Origin of the sequence: Arthrobacter sp. StoSoilA2, from assembly GCF_019977195.1 — a bacterium.
Classification (GTDB): domain Bacteria; phylum Actinomycetota; class Actinomycetes; order Actinomycetales; family Micrococcaceae; genus Arthrobacter.
The window spans coordinates 4,197,706-4,219,811 of the sequence record NZ_AP024643.1; the positions used below are offsets into that span (position 1 = coordinate 4,197,706).

Here is a 22,106-nt window from a genome sequence, read left to right on the forward strand (position 1 = left end):
GGCCTACTTCTTACGAACCAGTAGTCCAGTGCCCACCGTCGGGCCGCCGTCGGGACCTGTCAGCGCCTCGAATCCCTCAATGGTGAGTTCGTCGAGGTCGGCTGCGGTATCCACCAGGACAGTATCGCCGTCGCTGATCTCGCCGGCCAGGATCTCCTTGGCCAGGCGGTCTCCGATTTCGCGCTGGACGAGGCGTCGCAGGGGTCGCGCACCGTACGCGGAGTCATAGCCTGACATCGCGAGCCAGGCACGGGCTCCATCGGTCACTTCGAGGGTCAAGCGGCGGTCCCGCAGTCGCTTGGTGAGTTCGGCAACGTGGAGCTCCACGATCCGGGCAAGCTCCTCCACTGACAGTGGATCGAACAGAACGATCTCGTCCAGACGATTCAGGAACTCCGGCTTGAACGAGGCCTGTACCACCGCCATGACGGCATCGCGCTTGGCTTTGGCATCCAGGGACGGGTCCACCAGGAACTGGCTTCCGGAGTTGGACGTCAGCACCAGGAGCGTATTGCGGAAGTCCACCGTCCGTCCTTGACCGTCTGTGAGCCGGCCATCATCCAGAACCTGCAGGAGGATGTCGAACACCTCCGGATGGGCCTTTTCAACCTCGTCGAGCAGCACAACAGAGTATGGGCGACGACGAACGGCTTCCGTTAGCTGTCCGCCTTCTTCGTAGCCAACGTATCCCGGAGGGGCACCGACCAAGCGCGCTACAGAGTGCTTCTCTCCATACTCGGACATATCGATCCGGATCATGGCGCGCTCATCGTCAAAGAGGAAGTCGGCCAAGGCCTTTGCCAGCTCGGTCTTGCCAACGCCGGTTGGGCCGAGGAACAGGAACGAGCCCGTGGGGCGGTTGGGATCGCTAATGCCGGCCCGCGCACGGCGGACGGCGTCCGAAACTGCCTGCACAGCCTTGGTTTGGCCAATCAGGCGCTTGCCGAGTTCCTCCTCCATGTGCAGCAGCTTTTGGGATTCACCCTGCAGCATGCGCCCAGCCGGAATGCCGGTCCAGGCGGAGATGACCTCGGCGATGTCGTCCGCAGTCACTTCCTCTGCGACCATGAGCTCGGGCTTTGCATCGCCCCGGGCAGACTCCTCCTCGGCAGCCGCATTGAGCTCACGTTCAAGGGCAGGAAGCTCGCCATAAAGTATCCGCGACGCTGACTCAAGGTCGCCTTCGCGCTGGTACTTTTCGGCGGCAGATCGCAGCTCGTCGATCTTCGCCTTAAGGTCACCCACCCTGTTGAGTCCGGCCTTCTCAGCTTCCCAACGGGCGTTGAGGGCCCTGAGTGCTTCCTTCTTGTCCGCCATGTCGGCGCGGAGTGCCGCCAGGCGCTCGACCGATGCAGGATCAGTCTCACCCTGAAGCGCCAGTTCTTCCATGGTCAGGCGGTCGACGGAACGGCGGAGCTGGTCGATCTCCTCCGGCGCAGAGTCAATCTCCATCCGAAGCCGTGACGCGGCCTCGTCCACAAGGTCGATCGCTTTATCCGGAAGCTGACGGCCCGAGATGTAACGGTTGGAGAGGGTTGCTGCTGCGACCAAGGCGGAGTCGGCGATTGCCACCTTGTGGTGGGCCTCGTACCGCTCCTTGAGGCCGCGAAGAATGCCAATGGTGTCCTCGACGCTCGGCTCGCCCACGTAGACCTGCTGGAAGCGGCGTTCCAAGGCAGGGTCCTTCTCGATGTTTTCGCGATACTCATCCAAGGTGGTGGCACCAATGAGGCGCAGCTCGCCGCGGGCCAGCATCGGCTTGAGCATGTTGCCGGCGTCCATGGCACTATCACCCGTGGCACCGGCTCCAACAACGGTGTGGATTTCATCGATGAACGTGACGATCTGGCCGTTGGAGTTCTTGATCTCCTCCAGAACCGCCTTGAGCCGCTCCTCGAACTCACCGCGGTACTTGGCGCCCGCCACCATGGAGGCCATGTCCAAGGCAATGAGGGTCTTGCCACGGAGGCTCTCCGGAACATCGCCGGCAACCATCCGCTGGGCCAGGCCTTCAACGACGGCAGTCTTACCCACGCCAGGCTCACCAATGAGGACAGGATTGTTCTTGGTGCGGCGGCTCAGGACCTGAACCACGCGACGAATCTCGCTGTCGCGCCCGATAACGGGATCCAGCTTCCCTGAACGGGCGATGGCAGTGAGGTCCGTGCCGAACTTCTCCAGGGCCTGGAACGTATTTTCGGGATCCGGCGAGTTGACCTTTCGATCGCCCCGGACACCCGGCAGGGCGGCAAGCAGCGCTTCGTGGGAGGCCCCGGCGTCGCGCATTAATTTGCCCACGGCGTCACTGCCGGCCGAAAGCCCCAACAGCAGGTGCTCCGTAGAGACAAAGGAGTCGCCGAGTTTGTCGGCCTCGTTCTGGGCAGCCTGAATGGCCTGCATCGACTGCCGGGACAGCTGGGCTTGCTGGACCGAGCTGCCCGAAGAGGACGGCAGCGACTTGATGGCCGAACTGGCCTGAACGCTCACGGCGTCCGGATCAGCACCCGTGGCGCGCAGGAGAGCGACAGCGACGCCCTCGCGCTGGTCCATGAGGGCCTTGAGCAGATGCGCCGGCTCCAACTGCGGGTTGCCCGCAGTGGAGGCATTCATGGCGGCCGCAGAAAGGGCCTCCTGGCTTTTGGTGGTGAATTTGACGTCCAAAGAGAGCTCCCTTTCTGGAGTGTGACCAATACTTTCAAAGTTGAGTCTACTACGCTCAACTTTGCTTTTTGATCCACTGTGTTCCATGTTTGCCCACGGCGAAACAGGTGTCCAGACCTAACGACGGCTATGTGAATAACAGGAGGCCAGAAGCCATCACCCGTAGGCTGAGGCCATGGAATCAATCTCCACTGTGGAACAACTGGAACAATTGATCGGCCTACCCCTGGACCGGGTGCGCCGAAAAGTGCGCACCTCACTGAGCGATTTCGACCGGCAGTGGCTGGCCGCCAGTCCCTTCTGCGTCATCTCGACGGCGGATGCCCAAGGCCGGGTGGACGCGTCACCAAAGGGCGATCCTGCGGGATTCATCGAGGTCCTGGATGACTCCACGATTGCCATCCCGGAACGCCCCGGAAACAAGCTCGCCTTCGGCTTTCGCAACATACTGGAAAACCCGAACGTCGGGATTCTGTCCGTGGTTCCGGGACGCACTGACACGCTGCGAATCAACGGAACGGCACGCATCGTCAGCGACGCCGACTTCTTCGGGAAGATGACAGTCAAAGGCCACCGGCCGCGCGCCGCCGTCGTGGTCTCCGTAGAGGAAGTATTCACGCACTGCGGCAAAGCGTTCATGCGCAGCGGCTTGTGGGAACCGGCAACCTGGGACTCGGAGGGCTTGCCGAGCATCGCGATGCTCTCCAAAACCTATGTCCAGCCCGAGGCTCCGCTGGAGGACCTTGAAACCTACTACGGGTCCGCTTACGCTGAGCGTCTTTACCGGGAGTAGGCCTCAGGCAGGATAGATCGAAACCAGCGCGGACTTCACGACGAACCGCACGTCCAGGCCCGGTGCCAGTCCGAGATCGGCAGAGGCCGCAGGAGTGATATCGGCGGATAAGGTGCTGAGCTCCCCCCAGCCCGGTCCCGCCGCCCTGACACGGATCTGGTCCCCATGGGGCTCAAGGTCCGTGATGGTGACGGGAAACGAGTTGCGGGGACTACCGTGCACATCGCCCAGGAAGACGGAGACGGCCGACGGCGGGAACGCCGCCACGCCGGCCTGGCCGTGCATGGGTGACCACACGGGATCGTGCTGTCCGGCGAAAAACCGGCCATCCGGCGTCGTGATTCCCTGCTCTGTGATGATTCCGCTGACGAGGTTGAGCCCCGCAAGTCCGGCGGCGAAGTGGCTGCGGGGGCGTTCCAGGACTTGCCGGGTTGGGCCTTCCTCCGCAATCCGCCCATTTTCAACGACGATGACGCGGTCGGCGAGCATGTAAGCATCCAGGACATCGTGCGTGACGATGATGGCCTGCCGCCCCGAAAGGACCCGCTTGAGCACCCTGCGCAGCAACGGAGCTGCGTGAATGTCCAGGGCTGCCATGGGTTCGTCGAGCAACAGGAGTGCTGGATCGGCCGCTAGTGCGCGCGCCACCGCCACGCGCTGGGCCTGCCCGCCGGACAGCTGGGCGGGCTTCCGCGACGCGAGCTGCAGTGCGTCGACTTCGGCCAGCCAATGGCGGGCCGTTTCCCGCGCCACAACCTTCGATGCACCGGTGCTGCGCGGGCCGAAAGCCACGTTGTCCAGGGCATTAAGGTGCGGAAACAACAGGGCTTCCTGGGCCAACAGCGCCGTGCCGCGAAGGTGCGGCGCCCTCCAGAGCCGAGCGCCGCCGTCGAGCTCGAACAACTGCGAGTCACCGATCCGGGCAGTGCCGGAATCCGGCCGCAGCAGCCCGGCAATCACACCAAGCAACGTCGACTTGCCCGCACCATTTGGCCCCAGAACCGCCACGGTTTCCGAAGGACCGAGGCTCAGGGACATGTCGAAATCCCTGGCAGCAAGGCGTGCCCGCAGCTCAAAACTCACGGTTGAACCTCCACCCGGGCGCCAGCATCGCGACGACCGTAGCTGAGTCCTACAACCGCCACGGCGACTGCCACGAGGACCAGCGACAATGCGACAGCGGAATCGGCGTCGGTCTCGCGTTGGAGGTAAATTTCCAGCGGAAGGGTTCGGGTTACGCCTTCCAAACTGCCGGCGAACGTGAGCGTGGCGCCAAACTCGCCCAGGCTCCGGGCGAACGACAACACCGCCCCTGAAGCCAATCCCGGCAAGACGAGCGGCACGGTCACGCGTCGCAGGACGGTTGTGGGACGCGCGCCCAAGGTTGCGGCGACCAACTCGTAACGGTTCCCGGCTGTTCGCAACGCCCCTTCGAGGCTGACCACCAGGAACGGCAAAGCCACGAAGGTTTGGGCGAGGACGACGGCGGTGGTGGAGAAGGCGATCTGGATACCGGCCACTTCGAGCGACTTCCCCAGCAGGCCTTGACGGCCGAACGTGTACAAGAGGGCAATACCTCCGACGACGGGCGGCAGCACCAGCGGCAACAGGACGAACGCCCTGAGCAACCGTTGGCCCGGGAAGGGGCTGCGCGCAAGAACCAACGCCAGCGGAATGCCCAGGACGATACACAACGCCGTGCTCGCCGCTGACGTGCGGAGGCTCAGCCCGAGCGCAGTGACTGAGGAATCCGACGTGATCAGTGGAATGAACTGCGGCCAGTTGACCTTGGCCACCATCGCCACCATCGGCAGCAGGACAAAAAGTGCCCCGGCTGCTGCGATGACGTAAATCCATGGTGGAACGCCGGTGTAGCCGGTGCCACTGCGACGGTTCATGAAGTCCTTACCGGGATCCTTACGGGGTGCCGAATCCGGCGTCGTTCAGTACCTTCTTGCCCTCGCTGCTGGTAACCATGCCGATGAATGCCGTGGCGAGTTCCTTGTTCCTGCTCGCGCCCACTGTAGCAATCGGGTAGGTGTTCACGGCTTTGTCCGACTCCGGGAAAGGGATGCCCTTGACCTTGTCGCCCGCGTTTCTGATGTCTGTGACGTAGACAAGGCCGGCGTCGGCCTCTTGCGAGGTGACCTTGCCGAGCACGTCGGTTACCGACGACTCCTCGCTGACCGGTTTCAGCGTTGTTCCGGTCGCCTTCTCAATGGTTTCGGCGGCAGACCCGCACGGAACCTGCGGCGCGCAGACCACTACTTTTACACCCGGCTTGCCGAGGTCGGCAAAGGAAGCGATCGACGCCGGGTTGCTCGGCGGGACGGCGATCTCCAGGACGTTGGTGGCAAAGTTGGTTGCAGTGCCGTCGACCAATTTTGCATCAGAAAGCCTGGTCATGTTCTTGGTGTCGGCGGATGCGAAGACGTCAGCCGGTGCACCCTGGGTAATCTGCGTGACCAGGTCAGAGGAACCGGCGAAGTTCAGTGTGACTTTGGTGCCGGGGTTCTTCGCCTCAAAGTCGCTGGCCAGCTTGGTGAACGTTGCCTTCAGGGAGGCCGCAGCAAAGACGGTGATCGTGCCACTGGGCTGATTCCCGGTTGCCGATGGGCCCGTGGTGCTGGAAGCACAGCCGGCCATGGTTGCCGCCAAGGCTACTGTGGCAAAGAGCGCGCTTGTCGTGCGTGTGCGCTTCATACGATGCTCTTTCCTTGGGGTGTTTCGATGATGACGGTGGTGGCCTTGACCACGGCAGTAGCGACTGAGCCAAGTTCGAGCCCGAGTTCACGGACGGCTTCGCTGCTCATCAGGGAAACGACGCGGAACGGTCCACATTGAAGCTCTACCTGGGCCATGACTTTGTCCGCCGTAATACCCGTAACCAGTCCCACAAAACGATTGCGGGCCGAACTTCCAGACCGCGCAGGGTCATCAGGGAGGTGCGACTGGTCGCGTGCAAGCTTGGCGAGTTCCAGCCCATCCGCAGCCAGCCTGCCCGATGCGTCCTTTTGGGCGGTCAGGGTCCCGTTCTCCGTCCAGCGCCTCACTGTGTCATCGCTGACTCCCAAAAACCGGGCTGCTTCGGAAATTCGTATTTGCGGCATGAGACGAGTTTAGATCCGTATATGCGGATTAAGGGTCATGATTTCACCGCAAACGAAATATGACTTCGTGGTTGCCGTCGAACGCAGTGGGCGAACCGCGTGAGGCGAAGCGAAAGCCTTCCGTAAGCATTACCCATAGCCCGCCGGGGGCCGCAGCCGTACTCTGTTCTAGGGAGAGAGTCTCAGGCGCGAAGGAGCGTCCCATGGAATGGATTCGTCCGGACAACCCGGATTATGACGAAGCCCGTAAGCTCTTCAACGCGATGATCGACCGCAGGCCGGCCGTCATTGCAAAGTGTTCAGATCCCGCCGAAGTGGCCGAAGCGCTCAGCTATGCGCGGACCCACAATCTGGATGTCGCTGTGCGTTCCGGCGGGCATTCAGTGGCTGGCATGTCTACGAATGACGACGGATTGGTAGTGGACGTCCGTCCCATGAAATCCATCAGCGTTGACCCCGAGGCGAAAACTGCCACGGTGGGCGCCGGAGTGACGTGGAGTGAGTTCGACCGCGCCACGCAGCAGCATGGGCTCGCAGTCACGGGCGGTCGCGCATCCACCACGGGCGTTTCCGGTTTCACCTTGGGCGGTGGCTCGGGCTGGCTTGAACGCTCCTACGGTTTCGCGTGCGACAACCTGTTATCCGTCGACCTGGTGACTGCGTCCGGCGAACGTATCACTGCCAATGCCGGCGAGAATTCGGAATTGTTCTGGGCACTCCACGGCGGGGGTGGAAATTTCGGCGTGGCGACCTCGCTCACCTTCCAACTCCACGATCTCGGCCCTACGGTCATGGCCGGGCTCATGCTGTTCCCCGGCGAGGAAGCCACAGGCCTGTCCCGCGCCTTCCGGGGATTGGCACTTGAGGTTCCCGACGCCGTCGGGACAGCCCTCGTGTACCTCACCGCCCCGCCGGAAGAGTTCGTGCCGGAGGACATGGTGGGCAAACTCACCGTCGGAATGGCCTACCTGTATGCAGGCGACCTTGAGGCCGGAGAAGAGCATGCGAAACCATTCCGCGATCTCGGGCCAACAGTAGACCTCGTCTCGCCCATGCAGTACGCCGATTTCCAGTGCATGATCGATGACCCTCCGGACCACTACAACTATTGGAGCGCCGACTATCACAACGAACTCAACGACGATGCCCTGGATCTCTTCGTAGCCTCCGCCAACCGGCTGCCAGGTGCGCACTCACAGCAGCTCATTGCACGCTGGGGAGGAGCAGTGAGCGGACCGGCGGCTGCGAACACCCCACTGCAACACCGTGGCGCCGCTTGGGTCAGCCACCCGTTTGGCTTGTCCGAGACCCGTGAGGGCGGTCAGGAAGCCAAGGCCTGGGTCAAGCAATTCCGCCAGGAAATCGCCCCGCACACCACGGGCGGAGTGTGGCTGAACTTCATCGGCGACGAAGGCCAGGACCGGATCATGGCGGCCTATGGAGAGCAGAACTATCGGCGGCTCTCCAAGGTCAAAGCCGCGTTCGATCCTGACAACGTGTTCCGCGGCAACCAGAACATCCTGCCGGCGGAGCGCTGAGTTCCCCACGCTCCTTCCCAGTTGCTGTGAATCACACGGGCAGTGAAGCCTGTGTTTCCGGGGCGGACGCTCGGCGGTAGCCGCTCCGATGACCGGTAACTGGGAAGGATCGTTTGGCTTACACTTTGGCCATGGCCGTATACGTCGATCCTCCCCTGTGGCCTGCTCACGGGACGGTGTTTTCGCACCTCGTGTCCGACAAGTCCCTTGACGAGTTGCACGCGTTCGCGGCAGCCGCCGGAGTTCCGGAGAGGGCCTTTGACGGTGACCACTATGACGTACCTGAACGGCGCTACGATGACCTCATTGCTGCGGGGGCAATCCCTGTGGAAGCCCGGGTCCTGGTCCGCAAACTTATCGCCAGCGGCCTTCGAATTCCTGCCCGGGAACGGAGCAAGGCCTTGACAGTGCCTCTGATGGAGCGTTGGAACAGCATCTACCCTGGGCACGAAGAACTGGGCCTGGAACTGCTGGAGCGTTGGGGCGAAGACGGCCGTAAATACCACAGCCGGACGCACTTGCTGGCTGTACTTGAAGCCTTGGATACGTTGACCGAACCCGCGCTGCCCGCCAGGACAGTGTCTTTGGCGGCCTGGTTCCACGACGCCGTGTATGAAGGCGTCGCGGGCCAGGATGAGGAGGACTCGGCACGTTTGGCCGAGGACCGGCTCTCTGCTGCCGGCTTGACGCCTGACGATGTTGCTGAGGTGGCGCGCCTTGTCCGGCTGACCGCCACGCATAGCCCCGAACCCGGTGACCACGCCGGCGCACTCCTCTGCGACGCCGACCTCTCCGTCCTTGGTGGCGACAAACAGTCCTACGCACGCTATCTGGCCGCCGTCCGCGAAGACTACGCCCACGTCAGCGACGCCGATTTCGCCCAAGGGCGCGCCGCCGTCGTACGCCATTTGCTGTCCTTGGAACCGCTCTTCCACGGTGACCGCGCCAAGGCGCTGTGGGCCGACGCCGCCCATCGGAACCTGGTCTCCGAACTCGCATGAGCGAAGCCGGAGCGCCGCAGCGGCAACTCCCGTACTCAGTGCGGTTTGAATGGGGGCTCGACGGCGCCCGTGCAGTGGTGCCGCATGCTGACCTTGCGGTGGTTGTGGACGTCCTCTCGTTCACCACGTGCGTCAGCGTTGCGGTTGATCGTGGGGCGGCCGTTTTCCCCTACCCGATGAGGGACGCTGCTGCGAGCGAGTTCGCCGCTCATCATCACGCTGCGTTGGCGGGGCCGCGCGGCGGGGAGGGCTTGAGTTTGTCTCCGGCCAGCTTGCGTCATGCGCCGCACCTGGAGCGTGTGGTCCTGCCATCGCCCAACGGCTCGACGCTCAGCCATGAGCTCGCCAACTCAGCCCGGCAAGTAGTGGCTGTGTGCCTACGCAACGCCGCCGCGACCGCCGACTGGGTCCATGCAAACCTGCCGGATGACGCCGTAATAGCTGTCATCGCCGCAGGTGAGAAGTGGACCAATGGTTCGTTGCGGCCCGCTTTGGAGGACGAGCTAGGAGCAGGAGCCTTCATCGCCGGACTAGCAGGATCGGGGCGCCGTAATTTCTCACCGGAAGCCGGATCTGCGGCCGCGGCCTTCGACGCAGCCGAGCCCAACCTGGCTTCCGTGATGCGAGGCTGCTCAAGTGGTCGTGAACTGATCGATGGGGGCTTCATTGAGGACGTGGCAATCGCGGCCGAGTTGGATGGCAGCACGATGGTTGCCCTGCTGACGGATGGGTCTTTTCAGGGCATCCGTCCCACCGATTAGACGACTCGCTGCAGGCCAGACGGTAGGAATCGTCTGCCGCGCTGCGAGTCGTCTAAATGGAGCGGATCACCTCAGCGATAGGTACTGACGAACGGCTGGTTGGTCGGCACAATCTGCTTGCCGAGAGGCATGAGCGACACCGGGATCAGCTTCAGGTTGGCGATGGCCAGCGGTATCCCGATGATGGTGATGGCCATGGCGAAAGCAGTGACCACGTGGCCAATCGCTATCCAGATGCCCGCGACCAACAACCAAATCACGTTGCCCAAAAGCGCGAAGACACCCGTTCCGCCTGGCTTCTCCACCACCATCCGGCCAAACGGCCACAAGCAATAAGCGCCGATCCGGAACGAAGCGATGCCCCAAGGAATGGTCACAATGAGCACGCAACAGATAATGCCTGCCGCGAAATAGCCCAATGCCAACCAGAAACCACCGAAGACCAGCCAAATGATGTTGAGCAGCGTTTTCATAGTCTCAATTCTCCCTTGCCGGACCGACATTAAGCCTAGGGGTGTGCCCTGAATTGGCCCTGACTTTGCTAAGCCAGGAGCCCGTCCAGCTTGTCGAAGGACGTTCCCCAGCCCTCGCGCGTCATGTCAACCCATTCTTCGGATTCGAATGGTCCCTGCGTCATTACCAGGCGGGTCCGTCCGTCCAGGTCCTCGAACTCGAGGCGCATCTCGAGCTCGTCGCTGCTGGATTCCTCGCCCGATTTCGCTGAGGCCACGAGGAGCGCCGGCGGGTTGAGCTCCGTGATGACAGCATCGATGGGACCTTCTTTGGTTTCATCGCCCTCAGCCCAGGTCATCACCACTTGCCACACGCCGCCAACGCGCGGGTCAATGACGATCTTCTCGCGGGGAGAATCAACCCCGGCCGGCCCGAACCACTTGGTCAGCTGATCGGGGTCCATCCAGGCGTCGAAGACGCGCTCACGGGGAGCATCGAATTCGCGGGTCATGGTCAGGGTGTGTTGTTCTGTGCTCATTGTGTGACTCCTGGTTTTCGTGTGGTCCGTTGGCTTGGTTCCGTGTGTAAAGTCCAGTGGCGTGTTCCAGTGAATCGTGTCGTCGGGAGCGAGTCCAGGGTGTGCCAGTGCTAAGTCGGATGCTCTCTCACATCATCACCCGATTTGCCCAACGTTCTCTCACATCATCGCCGGAATTGCCCAACGTTCTCTCACATCATGAACCGTTCGAGACGCCTCGTCAGCCGCAGGATGTGAGAGAGGAACGCACCAAAAACCCGCAGGGTGTGAGAGAAGAACGCACCAAAAACCGCAGGATGTGAGAGAACGTCAGGCTTTTGCAGCTTCCACGAATGCTCGGATCTTCGCCAGGTCCTTCACTCCCCGGGACGACTCAACACCCGAGGAAACGTCCACGCCCCAGGCATCGGCCGCTGCGGCAGCGAAGGCCACGTTTCCGGTTTCGAGTCCGCCTGCGAGCAGCCACTCCCGGCCGCCGAGTCCCTTCGCCCGCACTGACGCATAGTCCCAGGATTCTCCCGAACCCGGCACGGCCGCATCGATCAAGAGCAGATCCTCGCCCAGATCACTGAACTCGTCCGGAGCGGCACCCATGGTGACGGCCCGGATGAGCCGCATCCCGGCGTCGTGCACTGTTTTGACGTCCTCGGCAGTCCGGGTGCCGTGCAGCTGAACCCAGGTGAGTCCTGCGGCGCGGGCAACAGAAACGGCATCGGCGGCGGGCTCGTGCCGGAAAACAGCCACGGCCTTAACATTTGCGGGGACCAGTGGCAGCAGGATACGCACCTGGTCCGGGGTGACTTCACGTGGGCTCGAAGTCAGCACAAAGCCGACGGCGTCCGCACCGGCGTCCACGGCAGTGCGCACGGATTCGGGCGTGCTCAAGCCGCAAACTTTGACGAACATTCCGTGCCTCCAACCGTATTCCCACGTTTTCCACATATGACGTTAGCAAGCCATGCTGACAACGCAGAAGCTGTGTCCACCACTAGGCTGGTCGGATGGAGATCATCCGCTTTGCCGACATCCACCCCGAACCGTGGCGCAACGGAGGCGGGGTGACGCGCGAACTAGCCAGCCACCCGAAGGTCGCCTCGGCCCAGGACGGGGCTTGGGATTGGCGCGTGAGCATCGCCGATGTTTCCAAGGCCGGAGACTTCTCCAATTTTCCGGGCATGGAACGGGTCATCACCATCATTGACGGTGAGTTGCTCCTGCTGACCGTCGACGGCGAAGAGCACCCGCTGGAGAAGTATCGTCCGTTCCGTTTCTCCGGAGAGGCGGCATCGTCGGCCACGCTGCCCACCGGCGACATCCGGGACCTCAACGTCATCGCCCGCGCAAGTGCGTTCAAGGGGTACACGTCCATCGTCGAGATCTCGAAGAAACGCGCCCACCCTGTGTTCGAGGGACAGTTGGCCGTCCTGCTGGAAGGCAAGGCGACGGTCGCTCCTGGCACGGATCCGGAGGGGGGCGCCTCTGTGGAGGATGAGTCCGACGGCGCCAGCCCGGCGACCAGCGCGGCCGAACCGGTTGAGCTGAACCGCTACGACGCCGTGGTGGGCTCGGATACGCGCAGCCCTGAGATCTCGGGCCGGGGTTTTGTTGCCGTGATCTCCATCGACAAAGTGGACCCCGCGAACGTCTAGGCTGGTGACTTTCGCCACCCAAAGTGGCCAGGGTCTGCAGGAGTTGCTAGCCTGAAATGAAGGTTCCGCTCTGGAACCTCCGGACGACGGTTCAGTACCCGGCACGCGACAAGACTGGCCAAAGGATCTGTCATGTCGTGGTTAATTCTCATTCTCTCCGGAGCGCTCGAGGCCGTTTGGGCGGCTGCCCTTCACCGCTCAAAGGGCTTCCGCAAGCCAGTCCCCACTGTCATTTTCCTGGTAAGTGTCATCGCCAGCACCGGCGGCCTCGCGATCGCCATGCAATCCATTCCCACGGGTACGGCGTATGCGGTGTGGGTGGGTGTCGGCGTCCTCCTGACTTCGGCTTACGCCATGGTCACCAAGGTGGAACGCGCGACGACGGCCCGGCTGCTGCTGCTCGCAGGTATCGGCGCGTGCGTGGTTGGCCTGAAGGTGGTGGCGTAGCCATGGCTGCAACAACGACCACCCGGAATTCTGCGAAGAACGGCCTCTTCTGGCTGGTTCTCCTTGCCTCCGCCGTCCTCGAAGCCGTGTGGGCCACAGCTCTGGGACTCTCCAACGGCTTCACCCAGCTCGCACCGACGATGGTCTTCGCTGTCACCGCGCTGCTGAGCATGTTCGGTTTGGGCATAGCCGTGAAGCGCATCCCCCTCGGCACGGCCTACGCGGTATGGGTGGGCATCGGTGCGGCGCTCACTGTTGGCTGGGCCATGCTCAGCGGCGTCGAACCCGCCAGCCCGTTGAAGCTGTTCTTTATCGCCGGAATCGTGGGTTGTGCTGCCGGTTTGAAGGCGCTGCCGTCCGACAAACCCCAGGCGTCCGCCGAGTAGCCAGCACTCCTCCACGCTCCTTCCCAGTTGCCTCCCCCGGCACCCCTGGTCCAGCGGCAGGAACCCCGCAATCACAGGGGCGGGCAAGCAGGCGGGCCGGGTGCTACCCGGACCAACTGGGAAGGAGCGTCGGCCACACCCGGAGAACCAGCAGGAATACCCAAGCCCGCGGCGGGGTTCACGCCAACAAAGGGCACTTCGAATACCAACACGCATGGGAGAAGTTCATGACTGCAGTTCAACTCGGCGATGGCCTTACTGTCAGCCCCCTTGGCTTTGGCGGCATGGCCCTGACACCGGTATATGGGGGAATCGACCCCGCTGAAGCCCTGCAAACCCTGAGGCATGCGGTGGATGCGGGAATCACCTTCATCGATACCGCAGATGTTTACGGCGCCGGAAGCAACGAGGAGTTGGTGGGCCAGCTCCTGAAAGACCGGCGGGACGAGGTCCAATTGGCCACGAAGTTCGGGATAGAGGGCAACGCCGCGAACGGGTACACGGGAGTTCGCGGCGATGCGCCCTACGTCAGGCAGGCAGCAGAAGCGAGCCTGCGCCGCCTGGACACTGACGTCATTGACCTCTACTACCTGCACCGCCGTGACCTCCGCGTTCCGATAGTGGAAACCGTGGAGGCCATGGCGGAGCTGGTCCGTGAGGGCAAAGTTCGCCACCTCGGCCTGTCTGAGGTGACAGCCGGGGAGCTTCGGCAGGCCAACACCGTCCATCCCATTGCCGCGGTCCAGAGTGAATGGTCAATCTGGAGCAGGGATGTTGAGCAAAACGTTGTTCCTGCAGCGAAGGAACTCGGTGTTGGCTTTGTGCCCTATTCGCCGCTCGGCCGCGGGTTCCTCACGGGAACCATTAGCGCGAGCGACTTGGGCGAAAACGACTTCCGCCACAAGATTCCCCGCTTTGGTGACGAGGCACTCGATGCAAACCAGGCCGTCGTGGCCGCGGTTCGTGAAGTAGCCGATGACCTGGGTGCAACTCCTGCCCAGGTAGCACTGGCCTGGCTGTTCACCCAGGGCAAGCGCCTTGGGCTGCCGGTGGTCCCCATCCCCGGTACGCGCAAGACGCACCGCATCGACGAGAACCTTGGCGCGCTGTCCCTGCAACTGGGAACAGCGCAACTTGAGGTGCTCGACCAAGCCGCGGACGCCGTCGTGGGTTCACGTTCTGCGGACCCCAACTGGGTGTCGCAAGGCCGCGAAGCCAACACGACCACTGCATAGACTGAGCCGATGGATTCGCTTATTCACTCATCGCGTGACGTCACCATCCGGAGCATCTCCGTCAGCGAGATGAACAACAACGTGTATCTGTTGACCTCGAAGTCCACAAGCGTGCAGCTGTTGATCGACGCCGCCGACGACCTTCCAGCCATTCAGCAACTCCTCAAGGACAGCGAAGCGGATACTTCCGAAGTGCCGAAGCTGGTCCGAATCGCCACCACCCACCAGCATTGGGACCACATCCGCGCCTTGGGTGAGCTGGTGTCCGCGACCGGCGCCAGCACTTCCGCAGGAGCGGACGACGCCGATGCGCTGCCCGTTCCGGTGGATGTCCGGCTTGGTCACGGCGACGTCGAGCGCTTCGGCGACTTCGAGATCACGGCGGTCCACTTGCGCGGACACACCCCGGGCTCGATTGCTTTCGTTTACCAGGATCCGGACGGGCCAGCCCACATTTTCAGTGGAGACTCGTTGTTTCCGGGAGGCGTCGGCAACACACAGGGCGATCCTTCACGTTTCACTTCACTGTTGAACGACGTGAAAGAGCGGCTGTTCGACGTTTATCCGGACGAGACCGTGGTGCACCCGGGCCATGGATTGCCCACGACCCTCGGCGCCGAGCGGCCACACCTTGAGGAGTGGCGCGCCCGAGGCTGGTGAGCAGGCGTTGCGGGGACTTAGCGGCCGCGACGCTCGTTCGACGCGGGAGCCGAGGCACGGCGTGGGCCACTGCGTGCCGGACGACCCGCGCCGGAGCCCCCACGAGCGGAGTTTCCGGAGGCACCCGAACCGTAGGATCCACCGGACGTAGCGCCCGTAGCGGAAGACCATACGGCCTTGTTTCCGCTGGTACGGGTGCTCGTGGTGGAAGCCGTGCGCGGAGCCGAGGCAGAGCGCTGGCCACCGGTAGCAGCACGCTGCCCGGAAGCCGGACGACCACTGCGGCCGCCCTGACCCTGGGAGCCGGGAACATCGTTGCGGTGAGTTGCGCCAGCCTTGCCGCGACCACGTGAGCTGCGGGCGACGTCGTCGTTCATTGCTGCGCGACGATCGGCGCGGTTGACGTCCGTGCGAACCGGCTCAGCTGCCACCTTGCCGCGGCCGCCGCGGCCGCCACGGCCACCCGCCGTGGGTGCAGCCTGGCCGCCGGTCCGGCGTGCGCGTTTGCGCTGGGCGTTGGCGCCAGTGGACGTGCCGCCACCCTGCGGGGCTTTCGCCGCGAGAAGGGCCGCACGTGCGCGGGGGTCGACCTTGTCCGCGATGTCGCCCACGAGCTCGGCGACAAGCGGGGAGTTGGCCGTGACGCGCTCGAACGATACGTCCACGCCGGCCGCCTTCATGAGCTTCTTGACGTCACTCTGCTGCTCGGGGAGTGTCAGCGTTACAACGGTGCCATCGGAACCGGCACGGGCCGTGCGGCCTGAGCGGTGCAGGTACGCCTTGTGCTCCGTGGGCGGGTCAACGTGGATGACGAGTTCCACATCGTCAACGTGCACGCCGCGGGCTGCGACGTCGGTGGCCACCAGGACGCGAACGTCACCGTTGGAGAACTCGGCCAGGTTGCGGTCGCGGGCGTTCTGCGACAGGTTGCCGTGAAGGTCGACGGCAGGGATGCCGGCGTCGGTGAGGGTCTTGGCAAGCTTGCGGGCGTGGTGCTTGGTCCGCATGAACAGGACGCGGCGTCCGGCGCCGGAGGCCAGTTCGACGATGAGCTGCTTCTTGACGGTCTGGTCGTTGACTACCAGGACGTGGTGTTCCATGGTGGTGACGGCAGCCTGCGGGTCATCCACGGAGTGCGTCAGCGGGTTGGACAGGTAACGGTTGACCAGCTTGTCAACACCGTTGTCCAACGTCGCGGAGAAGAGCAGGCGCTGACCCTGGGTGGGGGTCATGTCCATGAGCTTCTTGACCACCGGAAGGAAGCCGAGGTCGGCCATGTGGTCTGCCTCGTCCAGTACGGTGACCTCGACGGCCTCAAGGGTCAGGATGCGCTGGCGGATCAGGTCTTCGAGACGGCCCGGGCAGGCAATGACGATGTCGACGCCGGCGCGCAGCGCCTTTTCCTGGCGTGCCTGGGAGATGCCGCCGTAGATCACCGTGGTGTTCAAGCCCATGGCCTTGGCCAGCGGCTCGATGGTGGCGTTTATCTGGGTTGCCAATTCACGCGTCGGAGCAAGGACCAGGCCCATGGGGCGGCCCGGCTTGCGGAAGTGCTTGGCTTCACGCTCGGCCAGGCGGGCCACAAGCGGGATGGCGAAAGCGATGGTCTTGCCGGAGCCGGTGCGGCCGCGGCCCAGGACGTCGCGGCCTGCGAGCGTATCCGGGAGGGTCTTCACCTGGATGGGGAATGCCTCTTCGATGCCGACTGCGGCGAGGGATTCAGCAATGGCCTTGGGCGTGCCAAGGGCAGCAAAAGTAGTCATTTACTAATGTCTTTCGGGCGGTGTCCAGTTGCGGACATCGGCCCCCGACGCCGGTTGGGCCAGGGGTTCGCCGAGGAAAAGTCAGGTGGTCTACCGGTTCGCTGCTGGAGCGTTGGCCGGGACCAAATGGAACGCGTTCATCGACGCAGGATGTGCCTCTCACATGAAAAATGCCCCGTCACGTAGCCTTTTGGGCCACCTGCTTCAGGGCGTCACCGCACATCAAGTGTCCCCAGTCTAGCAGTGTTCGGCGTCGAGTCCCGCATCGGGCAACTTATGCGTACGTCCGGCTACTTATGCAGCGAGGGCTCAGGTTGGGCTTCCCGCGTTGTGGAGGCGCCAGCCCGGGTGGCGACCCGTGGCGCTATGACGAGCCCGACGACGGCGATCACCGCCGTCAGTGCGAAGACCCCCCCAAACGGGTTCGTCGTCGTAAATGCTGCGAAGACGAGCCCCGTGGCAGCGAGGGCCAACGCGCCGCCCAGGGAATCGGAGATGGACATCGCTGCGCTGTTGAAGCCCTGGTTATCGGGAGTCGAGAGAGCCAACGTCATGACGCTCAGGCGTGGGTACATGAGCCCCATGCCCCCGCCGGCAAGGATCCAGCCCCCAATGGCAATGGCCGCCGGCAGCGCCAATGCCGCAGTCACCAGGGCCAGCACGATTGCCACCAGCACCAGCGCGGCACCAATTTTCACCGCAAGGGCATCGGGCAGCTTGGAACCCAACCGGCCTTGGAGGGCAGACGCCCCTGCCCATGCGAGCGCAGCGCCGGTCAGTGTGAGCCCGGCAAACGTCGGCGTGAAAGCGTACTGTTCGGTCAGCAGGTACGGCAGGTAGACCTCGGCACCGAAAAACGCTGCCGACGCCAAACCGCGGGTGAGGATCACGCTGGGAAGGCCGCGGTGGGCGACCAGCGTTCCGCGCGGGACCAAGGGCCGCACCGCCACCACGGCAAGGACCAGCGCGACGACGGCAATCACCCCGCCCACGCCCGGCACCTCTGCTGACAGGTTCAGTGCGAGGACGGTCAAGGCGGCCAGCGCCGCCCAGCCCATGCGTCCGAAAGCCCACGGCACCGTTTCGGTGGCGGGCTCCGAGGTCATTCCCCGCACAGCCGGCACCACCATCAGCAGTGCCGGAACAACCAGCCCCACCACGCCCAGGAATACCCAGTGCCAGCTGCTGAGCTGCGCCACGATGCCAGCGGCGAACGGGCCCACGAGTGATGGGATAACCCAGGATGCGGCAAACGCGGCGAAGATTTTGGGATGCAGAGCCGGCGGGTAGACGCGGGCCACCAACACATACAGGGCAACGGTCATGGCACCGCCACCGAGTCCCTGCACGAGGCGCCCCAGCACCAGGACTTCCATGCTTCCGGCTGTTCCTGCGATCAACAGGCCGGCGACGAACAGTGCCACCGACGCGTACAACGGTGCCGCCGGACCCCGGCGATCCGACCAATTACCTGCTCCGACCATGCCCATCACGCCGGTCGCCAAGGGGCCGGCGAAGGCCAGCGCGTAAAGGGTGGCTCCGTCCAGGTCGCGGCTGACGAGCGGCATGATGGTGGTTACCGCCAGGGACTCGAAGGCGCTGAGGAAAACGAGCGCACAAGCACCAACGGTAGCCAGCAGGTATGGACGGCGGAGTATCCCGGCCGTTGAGGTGTCAGAGGTCATGGACGCTACCCTAGAACCTCAACTAATGTTGAGGTCAATCCACCACGACCAGCACCGGAGGACCAGCCATGCCACAAGTTCCCGGCAGCGCCCATCGGCCCCTGAGCATTGGCGAGCTTTCCGAGCGGAGTGGGGTATCGCCGTCGGCCCTTCACTTCTATGAACGAAATGGGCTCATCACAGCTGAACGCACGGCCGGAAACCAGCGGCGGTACCGGCGTGAAACGCTGCGGAGGGTGGCTTTCATCAAAACATCGCAAAGAGTTGGCCTTCCTCTGAAGGACATCCGCGAGGCGCTGGACTCCCTGCCGGACGGACGGACGCCCACCAAACGGGACTGGACACGGTTGTCGTCGCGGTGGCGCAAGGAACTCGACGAACGGATTGCTGCGCTGCAACACCTGCGGAACGATCTGGATGGCTGCATCGGTTGCGGTTGCCTGAGCCTGAAATCGTGCACGCTTCAGAATCCGGCCGACGAGCTGGGGGCGACCGGGGCAGGAGCGCAACGCTGGAACCTGTCCGGCCAGCCGCATTAGATGATCGCCGTCATGACGTTCCATCCCACTCCCACCTGCACGCGCGGCGAGTATCCCCCGAAGCCCTGCCCTGGGTAGAGCCACAGGGTCCCGCTGGCGTCGCGCGCCAGGATGTCCGGCACGTCGTCGCTGTCGAAGTCGCCCGGCGTGACGATGGCAGACATGACGTTCCACTCAATGCCAACCAGCAGCGGCTGATGCCAGCCGCCCGTGCCGTCCGGTTCGTAAAGGAACAGAGTTCCCCACGTATCCCGGGCAAGGACATCGCGCCCTGGCGAACGCAGGTTTCCCGGCCCCATGATGGCCGTCATCACGTTCCAGCCCGTGCCGACCTTCGATTTGGGAAGCCAGCCACCTGAGCCGTTCCCCGGATACAGCCAGAGGTCACCAGCACTGTCCCGGGCAAGGACATCGGCTTTTCCATCGTCATCGAAATCGCCTGGGGCCACGACGGCGGTCATCGCGTTCCAGCCAACGCCGACTTTGGAGCGGGGCAGCCAATCAGCATTGCCGTCGCCCGGATACAGCCACAAATCACCAGCCTCGTCGCGTGCCAGGACGTCCGGTTTGCCGTCACCGTCAAAGTCGCCTGAGGCCATCAACAGGTTCATGATGTTCCAACCGGAGCCAACCTGTGAACGGGGCAGCCAGCCTTTATTGCCGTTTCCGGGGTACAGCCACAGGCCGCCGGCGGAGTCCCTCGCCAGAACATCCGTGGCGCCGTCAGAGTTGTAGTCCTTCCACACATTCTCCGGCTGTCCTGTACTAACAGCCACGACGTAATCGCCCTGGTTGCCAGGAACGACGTACCCCATGGAGCCGTCCGGAACTATGACAAATTGACGTGGAAGCAACCCGTCATCCAGGTTGATGACGCCCGCAGGCTTGAGCGTCGGCAAGCTGAGGACATTGATGCTGTGGCCAAGCACATAGAGTCGTCGGCCATCCGGGCTGACCTGGACCGTGAGGGGCCCCATGTTCATGACCGGGCCCTCAGAGAGACTGACCGGCCTCAGTGAATTCCCTTGAAGATCGACTTCAGCCACGTAATAGTCATTGGGGCGCTGGTCCACCACGAAGGCCCGTGAACCATCAGGGGTGAAACTTGGTGCGGTGGCCACGGATTGGGTCACCACTTCCCCGATCACGGTATTCGTGGTGACGCCTGCGATGGCGATCCCGCCTTCGAGCTTGGGATAGTACAGCCTGGATCCGTCCGGAGACATGGATCCTCCGGTTGACGTCCCGCCGAGCGGAATGGTGCTGGTCACCGTGTTCGTCGACGTCTCGATGGCGGAAACCGACTGGTCCAGCAGATTCAGTGCGAAGACCTTGGCCCCATCCGGCGTCACAAGTACCTGCGTGGGCTCGCGACCAACGGGAATCGAGGAAACCACGGACGCCGTCGCCACATCGATGACCGCAACCGAGCCCGGCGTCGAGCCCGTGTCCGCCGGCGTCCCATACACAGCCGCGTAAACCCTGGACGCGTCGGGAGTAAATGCGAGGCTGAAGACCGGGCCGTCCACCGGTATGTCCACGACCGTTATGGCGGCGGTGTCCACGACAGTCAGGAAGTGCTCCTGGGACTCGCTTGTTGCCAGGTAAACCTTGGCGCCGTCAGGGCTGACCTTCATGGCAGTAACATCCCGGACATCGATACTCGCAGTCACGGTGCTGGTGGCAACGTCGATCGTGGCGAACGCCCCGGAGCCGGACACTGTGAACAGCTTGCGGCCGTCCGGACTCGCCTCAGCAAAGTTGGGGCTGGGAACCTCGATCCTGTAAGGCGTCCCGAAAGTCGCCATGGGTGCGACGGTTGGCACGGTGGCTGCCGCGACGGCGTCGGGCTTTAGCGGATTGGCCTGGGCCGGTAACCCTGAAGCCATAAGCGTTAAGGCCGCCGCCAAAGCCACAAAGGCAGCACGCGCAGTGAATATAGGCGTCCGGAACATCATGAATCCCCCGTTTCATGCGCCACTGACTTGTGTCCGGCGCTTGGCTCAAACGCTAGTCACCATCAAATGGAAAAACCAGATCATTTTGTTCGTATGTGTGTTTTGCCGAAGCAGCAACGGGCGTTGCCTTTCCTAGCCTGCTCACGGCACGCTTGGCTTATGGCTGAACACACTCACGACGGCGGCACTCCCCACCCCACGGACGGCACCTCCGGCAGCACCCTTGGCAGCACACACGAGAACGCCCATCAGGACACTGACCACAGTGGACCGCGGCATGGCGGGCTCAACCTCCACGAGGACGCCGACAACGCCGCTGACATGTGGGACGGCATGTACAAGGAGCGTCCAAAGGTCTGGAGCGGAAATCCGAATCCCCAGTTGGTCGCCGAAGTGGCCGGCCTCCGCGCCGGAACGGCCCTGGACCTGGGCTGCGGCGAAGGTGCAGACGCCATCTGGCTTGCCGCGCAGGGTTGGACGGTCACCGGCATGGATGTTTCGGCCGTCGCGCTTGAACGGGCCGCAGCCCACGCATCGGAGTCGGGTTACGCCGACCGGATTACCTGGCAGCAGCAGGACCTTGCCGAATGGAAGCCGGAACCCATCTTTGACCTCGTATCGGCACAATTCCTCCACAGCCCCCTCCTGCCGTGGCGCGACTCCGTGGCTTCCGCGGCAGCGGCTGTGGCTCCGGGCGGGACGTTGTTGGTGGTCGGACATCACCCTCATGGGCTCGCTCCGTGGAGCCACCACCGTGAAACGGGCATGTTTTTCTCGCCGGAACAGTTGGCTGGGGCGCTTCGCCTGGACCGCGAGCCGTGGTTCGTCAACGTCCTTACTTCCCGGGAACGCACCGTCACCGGCCCAGAAGGCGGGGCGGCTACTGTTTTGGACACCGTCCTGCGGGCCACGAAGCACCCCTGATGCTG

General features: G+C 63.4%; 22 protein-coding genes and 1 riboswitch. Of the genes, 11 read left to right on the top strand and 11 right to left on the bottom strand.

Annotated elements, in window-relative coordinates; all coding sequences use genetic code 11:
• Positions 1 to 3: 3 nt before the first annotated feature.
• Complete coding sequence (clpB, locus tag LDN82_RS19120) at positions 4 to 2,661, bottom strand: ATP-dependent chaperone ClpB (protein ID WP_224165445.1); 2,658 nt, start codon at positions 2,659 to 2,661, stop codon at positions 4 to 6.
• Positions 2,662 to 2,836: 175 nt separating this feature from the next.
• Here clpB and LDN82_RS19125 point away from each other — a divergent pair, with 175 nt between their 5' ends.
• Positions 2,837 to 3,454 carry an MSMEG_1061 family FMN-dependent PPOX-type flavoprotein gene (locus LDN82_RS19125; protein WP_224165446.1) on the top strand — a complete coding sequence of 206 codons (618 nt, stop codon included), beginning with the start codon at positions 2,837 to 2,839 and terminating at the stop codon, positions 3,452 to 3,454.
• Between the two features lie 3 nt (positions 3,455 to 3,457).
• Here LDN82_RS19125 and LDN82_RS19130 read toward each other — a convergent pair whose 3' ends face one another.
• The 4 genes from LDN82_RS19130 to LDN82_RS19145 are packed head-to-tail and all read right to left on the bottom strand — an operon-like array spanning position 3,458 to position 6,564.
• Positions 3,458 to 4,537: an ATP-binding cassette domain-containing protein gene (locus tag LDN82_RS19130; protein ID WP_224165447.1), complete on the bottom strand. Its 1,080-nt coding sequence runs from the start codon at positions 4,535 to 4,537 to the stop codon at positions 3,458 to 3,460.
• Positions 4,534 to 5,352 (bottom strand): ABC transporter permease, encoded by an 819-nt coding sequence (locus LDN82_RS19135; RefSeq protein WP_224165448.1) that lies wholly within the window; start codon positions 5,350 to 5,352, stop codon positions 4,534 to 4,536. Before LDN82_RS19135 ends, LDN82_RS19130 begins: the two co-directional genes overlap by 4 nt.
• 19 nt (positions 5,353 to 5,371) lie before the next feature.
• The gene (modA, locus tag LDN82_RS19140) at positions 5,372 to 6,157 is read right to left on the bottom strand and encodes a molybdate ABC transporter substrate-binding protein (protein ID WP_224165449.1); all 786 of its coding nucleotides are present in this window, start codon (positions 6,155 to 6,157) and stop codon (positions 5,372 to 5,374) included.
• Positions 6,154 to 6,564 (bottom strand): TOBE domain-containing protein, encoded by a 411-nt coding sequence (locus LDN82_RS19145; protein WP_224165450.1) that lies wholly within the window; start codon positions 6,562 to 6,564, stop codon positions 6,154 to 6,156. The genes modA and LDN82_RS19145 overlap by 4 nt, the downstream gene beginning before the upstream one ends.
• Before the next feature lie 203 nt (positions 6,565 to 6,767).
• On the opposite strand from LDN82_RS19145, the gene LDN82_RS19150 reads away from it, so the two are divergent.
• The 3 genes from LDN82_RS19150 to LDN82_RS19160 all read left to right on the top strand — a co-directional run bounded on the left by LDN82_RS19150 (position 6,768) and on the right by LDN82_RS19160 (position 9,864).
• A complete protein-coding gene (locus tag LDN82_RS19150; protein ID WP_224165451.1) occupies positions 6,768 to 8,102 on the top strand; it encodes an FAD-binding oxidoreductase in 1,335 nt (444 codons plus the stop codon).
• Between the two features lie 131 nt (positions 8,103 to 8,233).
• Positions 8,234 to 9,103 carry a DUF4031 domain-containing protein gene (locus LDN82_RS19155; protein ID WP_224167577.1) on the top strand — a complete coding sequence of 290 codons (870 nt, stop codon included), beginning with the start codon at positions 8,234 to 8,236 and terminating at the stop codon, positions 9,101 to 9,103.
• Entirely contained in the window at positions 9,100 to 9,864 is a 765-nt protein-coding gene (locus LDN82_RS19160; RefSeq protein ID WP_224165452.1) for a 2-phosphosulfolactate phosphatase, read from the top strand. Before LDN82_RS19155 ends, LDN82_RS19160 begins: the two co-directional genes overlap by 4 nt.
• A gap of 71 nt (positions 9,865 to 9,935) precedes the next feature.
• Here the strand turns inward: LDN82_RS19160 and LDN82_RS19165 are convergent, their stop codons facing one another.
• The 3 genes from LDN82_RS19165 to LDN82_RS19175 all read right to left on the bottom strand — a co-directional run bounded on the left by LDN82_RS19165 (position 9,936) and on the right by LDN82_RS19175 (position 11,761).
• Entirely contained in the window at positions 9,936 to 10,337 is a 402-nt protein-coding gene (locus LDN82_RS19165) for a YccF domain-containing protein (protein WP_216926600.1), read from the bottom strand.
• A 68-nt stretch (positions 10,338 to 10,405) separates the two neighbouring features.
• Complete coding sequence (locus tag LDN82_RS19170) at positions 10,406 to 10,855, bottom strand: SRPBCC domain-containing protein (protein WP_224165453.1); 450 nt, start codon at positions 10,853 to 10,855, stop codon at positions 10,406 to 10,408.
• Between the two features lie 309 nt (positions 10,856 to 11,164).
• Positions 11,165 to 11,761 (bottom strand): phosphoribosylanthranilate isomerase, encoded by a 597-nt coding sequence (locus LDN82_RS19175; protein WP_224165454.1) that lies wholly within the window; start codon positions 11,759 to 11,761, stop codon positions 11,165 to 11,167.
• A 95-nt stretch (positions 11,762 to 11,856) separates the two neighbouring features.
• Here LDN82_RS19175 and LDN82_RS19180 point away from each other — a divergent pair, with 95 nt between their 5' ends.
• The 5 genes from LDN82_RS19180 to LDN82_RS19200 all read left to right on the top strand — a co-directional run bounded on the left by LDN82_RS19180 (position 11,857) and on the right by LDN82_RS19200 (position 15,232).
• Entirely contained in the window at positions 11,857 to 12,504 is a 648-nt protein-coding gene (locus tag LDN82_RS19180) for a HutD family protein (protein WP_224165455.1), read from the top strand.
• A gap of 57 nt (positions 12,505 to 12,561) precedes the next feature.
• Positions 12,562 to 12,627: riboswitch (guanidine-III (ykkC-III) riboswitch) on the top strand.
• Between the two features lie 9 nt (positions 12,628 to 12,636).
• On the top strand, positions 12,637 to 12,951 hold the full coding sequence (locus tag LDN82_RS19185) for a multidrug efflux SMR transporter (protein WP_224165456.1): 315 nt from the start codon (positions 12,637 to 12,639) through the stop codon (positions 12,949 to 12,951).
• 2 nt (positions 12,952 to 12,953) lie between these two features.
• Positions 12,954 to 13,337, top strand: coding sequence for a multidrug efflux SMR transporter (locus LDN82_RS19190; protein WP_224089120.1), 384 nt, complete (start codon positions 12,954 to 12,956; stop codon positions 13,335 to 13,337).
• Between the two features lie 227 nt (positions 13,338 to 13,564).
• Entirely contained in the window at positions 13,565 to 14,572 is a 1,008-nt protein-coding gene (locus LDN82_RS19195) for an aldo/keto reductase (protein ID WP_224165457.1), read from the top strand.
• 9 nt (positions 14,573 to 14,581) lie between these two features.
• Positions 14,582 to 15,232, top strand: coding sequence for an MBL fold metallo-hydrolase (locus LDN82_RS19200; RefSeq protein WP_224165458.1), 651 nt, complete (start codon positions 14,582 to 14,584; stop codon positions 15,230 to 15,232).
• A 17-nt stretch (positions 15,233 to 15,249) separates the two neighbouring features.
• Here the strand turns inward: LDN82_RS19200 and LDN82_RS19205 are convergent, their stop codons facing one another.
• Together LDN82_RS19205 and LDN82_RS19210 are read right to left on the bottom strand one after the other, a co-directional pair.
• Entirely contained in the window at positions 15,250 to 16,995 is a 1,746-nt protein-coding gene (locus LDN82_RS19205) for a DEAD/DEAH box helicase (RefSeq protein ID WP_224165459.1), read from the bottom strand.
• 290 nt (positions 16,996 to 17,285) lie between these two features.
• Entirely contained in the window at positions 17,286 to 18,680 is a 1,395-nt protein-coding gene (locus LDN82_RS19210; RefSeq protein ID WP_224165460.1) for an MFS transporter, read from the bottom strand.
• A 68-nt stretch (positions 18,681 to 18,748) separates the two neighbouring features.
• Between LDN82_RS19210 and soxR the strand changes: the two genes are divergently transcribed.
• Positions 18,749 to 19,219 (top strand): redox-sensitive transcriptional activator SoxR, encoded by a 471-nt coding sequence (gene soxR, locus LDN82_RS19215; RefSeq protein WP_224165461.1) that lies wholly within the window; start codon positions 18,749 to 18,751, stop codon positions 19,217 to 19,219.
• On the opposite strand, the gene LDN82_RS19220 is transcribed toward soxR, so the two are convergent.
• Positions 19,216 to 21,177, bottom strand: a complete 1,962-nt coding sequence (locus LDN82_RS19220) for an FG-GAP-like repeat-containing protein (RefSeq protein WP_224165462.1) — start codon at positions 21,175 to 21,177, stop codon at positions 19,216 to 19,218. The two genes, soxR and LDN82_RS19220, sit on opposite strands and share 4 nt — an antisense overlap.
• Positions 21,178 to 21,300: 123 nt before the next feature.
• Here LDN82_RS19220 and LDN82_RS19225 point away from each other — a divergent pair, with 123 nt between their 5' ends.
• On the top strand, positions 21,301 to 22,101 hold the full coding sequence (locus LDN82_RS19225; protein WP_224165463.1) for a class I SAM-dependent methyltransferase: 801 nt from the start codon (positions 21,301 to 21,303) through the stop codon (positions 22,099 to 22,101).
• Positions 22,102 to 22,106 lie beyond the last annotated feature (5 nt).

Bases quoted from the DNA above. Each gene is read 5' to 3' on its own strand.
- LDN82_RS19125 (WP_224165446.1), top strand. From the start codon at position 2,837: ATGGAATCAATCTCCACTGTGGAACAACTGGAACAATTGATCGGCCTA.
- LDN82_RS19135 (WP_224165448.1), bottom strand. From the start codon at position 5,352: ATGAACCGTCGCAGTGGCACCGGCTACACCGGCGTTCCACCATGGATT.
- modA (WP_224165449.1), bottom strand. From the start codon at position 6,157: ATGAAGCGCACACGCACGACAAGCGCGCTCTTTGCCACAGTAGCCTTG.
- LDN82_RS19145 (WP_224165450.1), bottom strand. From the start codon at position 6,564: ATGCCGCAAATACGAATTTCCGAAGCAGCCCGGTTTTTGGGAGTCAGC.
- LDN82_RS19150 (WP_224165451.1), top strand. From the start codon at position 6,768: ATGGAATGGATTCGTCCGGACAACCCGGATTATGACGAAGCCCGTAAG.
- LDN82_RS19155 (WP_224167577.1), top strand. From the start codon at position 8,234: ATGGCCGTATACGTCGATCCTCCCCTGTGGCCTGCTCACGGGACGGTG.
- LDN82_RS19160 (WP_224165452.1), top strand. From the start codon at position 9,100: ATGAGCGAAGCCGGAGCGCCGCAGCGGCAACTCCCGTACTCAGTGCGG.
- LDN82_RS19165 (WP_216926600.1), bottom strand. From the start codon at position 10,337: ATGAAAACGCTGCTCAACATCATTTGGCTGGTCTTCGGTGGTTTCTGG.
- LDN82_RS19170 (WP_224165453.1), bottom strand. From the start codon at position 10,855: ATGAGCACAGAACAACACACCCTGACCATGACCCGCGAATTCGATGCT.
- LDN82_RS19175 (WP_224165454.1), bottom strand. From the start codon at position 11,761: ATGTTCGTCAAAGTTTGCGGCTTGAGCACGCCCGAATCCGTGCGCACT.
- LDN82_RS19180 (WP_224165455.1), top strand. From the start codon at position 11,857: ATGGAGATCATCCGCTTTGCCGACATCCACCCCGAACCGTGGCGCAAC.
- LDN82_RS19185 (WP_224165456.1), top strand. From the start codon at position 12,637: ATGTCGTGGTTAATTCTCATTCTCTCCGGAGCGCTCGAGGCCGTTTGG.
- LDN82_RS19190 (WP_224089120.1), top strand. From the start codon at position 12,954: ATGGCTGCAACAACGACCACCCGGAATTCTGCGAAGAACGGCCTCTTC.
- LDN82_RS19195 (WP_224165457.1), top strand. From the start codon at position 13,565: ATGACTGCAGTTCAACTCGGCGATGGCCTTACTGTCAGCCCCCTTGGC.
- LDN82_RS19200 (WP_224165458.1), top strand. From the start codon at position 14,582: ATGGATTCGCTTATTCACTCATCGCGTGACGTCACCATCCGGAGCATC.
- LDN82_RS19205 (WP_224165459.1), bottom strand. From the start codon at position 16,995: ATGACTACTTTTGCTGCCCTTGGCACGCCCAAGGCCATTGCTGAATCC.
- LDN82_RS19210 (WP_224165460.1), bottom strand. From the start codon at position 18,680: ATGACCTCTGACACCTCAACGGCCGGGATACTCCGCCGTCCATACCTG.
- soxR (WP_224165461.1), top strand. From the start codon at position 18,749: ATGCCACAAGTTCCCGGCAGCGCCCATCGGCCCCTGAGCATTGGCGAG.
- LDN82_RS19220 (WP_224165462.1), bottom strand. From the start codon at position 21,177: ATGATGTTCCGGACGCCTATATTCACTGCGCGTGCTGCCTTTGTGGCT.